The organism is Syntrophorhabdus sp., assembly GCA_012719415.1.
Classification (GTDB): domain Bacteria; phylum Desulfobacterota; class Syntrophorhabdia; order Syntrophorhabdales; family Syntrophorhabdaceae; genus Delta-02.
Genome location: JAAYAK010000197.1, coordinates 1 through 3,360 on the forward strand (window position 1 = coordinate 1; position 3,360 = coordinate 3,360).

The window sequence follows — 3,360 nt, forward strand, 5'->3', positions numbered from 1 at the left end:
GGCTTAAGGAGCGATTTGAAATTTTTGGGGATATGGGATATCCTGATGCCGACGATTTCCTGGAGAAGGAAATTGAGGACTATAGCGCCCTGCACGGTTAGTATCACCGTTTTCTGATACAATATCGGCCAGAGCTTGTTACTGACGGGAGGTTTTTCTATGGCATTCGGAGGAGTTCAGGTGCCGCGCACCTTGTTGTGCGTGAATGTCAGCCATGTCGCCGCATTGCGGACAGCGCGGGGAGGAAAGGAGCCCGACCCCGTCGAAACGGCAAGGATATGCGCGAAAATTGGATGCAACAGCATCGCCGTTCGCTTGCGTGAGGACAGGCGGCATGTCAAGGACAGGGATGTTCTCGCCATACGGCAGGCAATACCGGAGAACGGGAAGGTCTATCTTGAGATAGCCCTCTCCCGAGAATTGATCGATTTCGCGAGAAGGGTGCGGCCGAGCCGGGTCACGATAGTCCCTGAAAAGAACGACGACATGACGCCGGAACGGGGTCTCGATGTGAAAGAGAACGCCCGTGAGATCAAGAACGCAGTCAAGGCGCTCGGTAAAGAGGATATACCGGTATCCCTTTTCATAGAACCCGATATGGAGATGATCGACCTTTCGAAGGAATGCGGGGCACGCTTCATAGAGATCAACACGAGCGCGTATAGCAATGCGACGGAGAAGACCGACATCTACAGAGAGATCGACAGGATATACAAAGCCTCGGAGCGCGCCGCGGAGATCAGGATAAGGATCAACGCCGGATGCGGGCTCAATTACACGAACGTCGCGCCTCTCGTGCATGCGAAAGAGCTTCTCGAGGTCAACATCGGACGCGCCATAATCGAACGGGCCGATTCCGTCGGGTTGTCGATCGCTCTTGAAGAAATGATGGCAATTCTGGATTAGCGCGGGCCTCTCCCCCCCCCAGCGCACACAGCTATCTCTGCCCTGCAACGGTTTTCCATTGCTTGTGACCGCTGATTTGGAGAGAATAGAAAAGGGAGGGGGTGCGGACATGGCAAGATGGAAGATCGATCCCGATCACGCGGTGGGTGAGTTCACGGTGTACCACATGATGGTCACACCGGTCCACGGACAGTTCAACACCGTACGCGGCCAGGTGCTCTTTGACCCCGCCGATCCGGGCAGCGCTTCCGTAGAGGTGGAGATCGACACAGCCGGCATCCATACGGGTGTCGAACGAAGGGACAACCATCTGAAGAGCGCCGATTTCTTCGATGTCGAAAGGTTTCCCGTGATATCTTTCAAGAGCACGGCCATCGAGGTGGTCGCGCTCAACAATCTGAACATTACCGGTGATCTGACGATACACGGGATACCCCTTCCCGTTACCTTCAGCACGCGGTTCCTCGGCCCATCCATGTTCCACGACGACGAGCTGAACCAGACCTATACCACGTATGGTTTTCGCGCCGCCGCGTCCATCAACCGCGAAGACTTCGGGATGTCCTGGAACGTCGAGATCGAGGATGGCGGGTTCATGGTGGGCAAGGCGGTCGATATAGTCTTCAGCGCAGAGATCGACCTCGAAGATTAGGGTAGGATATCCTATACCTCACCCGGGTCATTCCCGCATGACCGCGACCCTGGCTACTCAATAAGAAAGCGGGGAACGTACCCCTCTTGAAATAACCTGTAGAACAGACGAAGGGAGCTCATCATGCAGCAATGGTTGACACTTCCTGCTGCAATCCTGGTGTTGTGTGTGGTGGTCCTGCTGTTTTCCATCGGGCCCTATCGCCCCGTAGAACCTCTTCCGCCCGACATCGTGGACATGCATTGTCACATCGCGGGTATCGGGGCCGGCAACAGCGGGTGTTTTATTTCGCCGGAGTTGCGGAAGAGCTGGAGATTCAGGATCTACCTGCGGTCCTTCGCCGTCTCAGAGAGTGCGTTGGAGAAAGAAGGGGATAACCTGCTTGCCGACCGGGTCGCCAAATTGCTCGCTCAGAGCAAGTTGGTAAAGAAGGCTGTGGTGCTGGCGCTCGATGGTGTCGTCGACCATGACGGGGTGCTTGACAGGAATCGCACCGAGGTCTATGTGCCAAACGAATTTGTTGCCGAAGCAACGGCAAGGCACGGAAACCTCCTATTTGGCGCTTCCGTCAACCCTTATCGGAAGGATGCCCTGGAGCGTTTGGAACGGGTCAAGGCGCAGGGTGCGGTGCTCGTGAAATGGATCCCTTCCGTCATGGAGATCGATCCCGCGGACCCGCGTCTAAAAGCATTCTATCTCAAGCTCGTAGAGCTCGACCTTCCTCTGCTCACCCATGCGGGAGAGGAACGCTCCTTTTCTTCGGCCTCGGACAGCTTCTGCGATCCCGACAGGCTGCGGCTGCCGCTCAGCCTCGGCGTCACGGTCATCGCCGCCCACATAGGCTCCACGGGGAAATATCAGGGCGAACGCAGCAGTGACAGGCTCGCGCGCCTGATGCGCGAATACCCCAATCTCTACTCCGATATCTCATCGCTCACCCAGATAAACAAGCATGGCTACCTGAAGGAAGCACTCACACGGCCCGAGTTCAAGGGAAGGCTTCTCTACGGCTCGGATTTTCCACTCATCAACACCCCTCTCGTCTCCCCGTGGTACTACGCCTTCCGCCTCTCTCCGAAACAACTGCTGACGATCTCCCGCACGAAAAACCCCTGGGACGCGGACGTACTCCTCAAACACAATCTCGGCACATCGGCGGATATCTTCTCACGCTGGCGAACCGCAACGAGTCTCAGAGAGCAGACAGCGCGCATCGAATGATATAACGCTTGACGTTAAACGCCAACGGGTATAACATCTCACAGGTCGACAGGTGATAAGATCATTCAAAGACAAAGAGACCGAGAAAATATTCAACAGGGCAGGGTCGAACAGGCTGCCACGGGGTATTCAGCAGACAGCATTGAGAAAGCTCAGGATGATCAACAATTCAAGAACGACACAGGATTTGAAGATCCCACCCGCCAACAGGCTGGAGAAATTGAAAGGAAACCGGGAGGGACAACTGAGTGTACGAATCAACGACCAATGGCGCATTTGTTTCAGATGGCAGGGTTCGGATGCCTATGAAGTCGAGATAACCGATTATCATTAGGGGGTAACTTCATGAAGAAAATGCTACACCCTGTACATCCGGGTGAAATCCTCCTGGAGGAGTTCCTGAAACCGCTCAATCTCAGCCAGAACAGGCTCGCTCTGGGTATAGGTGTCCCCGCTCGAAGGATCAACGAGATTGTCCTTGGCAAGAGGAGTGTCTCGGCTGATACCGCGCTGAGGCTGGCAAGGTTCTTCGGCGTTTCAGCGGAGTTCTGGTTGGGTCTGCAGGCCCAATACGATCTCGA

The 3,360-nt window shown here is 55.3% G+C and carries 5 protein-coding genes; all 5 read left to right on the forward strand.

Features of this window, described 5'->3' with window-relative positions:
- Positions 1-159: 159 nt before the first annotated feature.
- Positions 160-906: a pyridoxine 5'-phosphate synthase gene (locus GXX82_11285; protein NLT23619.1), complete on the forward strand. Its 747-nt coding sequence runs from the start codon at positions 160-162 to the stop codon at positions 904-906.
- A gap of 109 nt (positions 907-1,015) precedes the next feature.
- On the forward strand, positions 1,016-1,558 hold the full coding sequence (locus GXX82_11290) for a YceI family protein (protein NLT23620.1): 543 nt from the start codon (positions 1,016-1,018) through the stop codon (positions 1,556-1,558).
- A 123-nt stretch (positions 1,559-1,681) separates the two neighbouring features.
- Positions 1,682-2,779, forward strand: a complete 1,098-nt coding sequence (locus GXX82_11295; GenBank protein NLT23621.1) for an amidohydrolase family protein — start codon at positions 1,682-1,684, stop codon at positions 2,777-2,779.
- 52 nt (positions 2,780-2,831) lie between these two features.
- Positions 2,832-3,113, forward strand: a complete 282-nt coding sequence (locus tag GXX82_11300) for a type II toxin-antitoxin system RelE/ParE family toxin (protein ID NLT23622.1) — start codon at positions 2,832-2,834, stop codon at positions 3,111-3,113.
- An 11-nt stretch (positions 3,114-3,124) separates the two neighbouring features.
- The coding region (locus GXX82_11305; protein NLT23623.1) for a HigA family addiction module antidote protein at positions 3,125-3,360 on the forward strand (236 nt) is incomplete at its 3' end.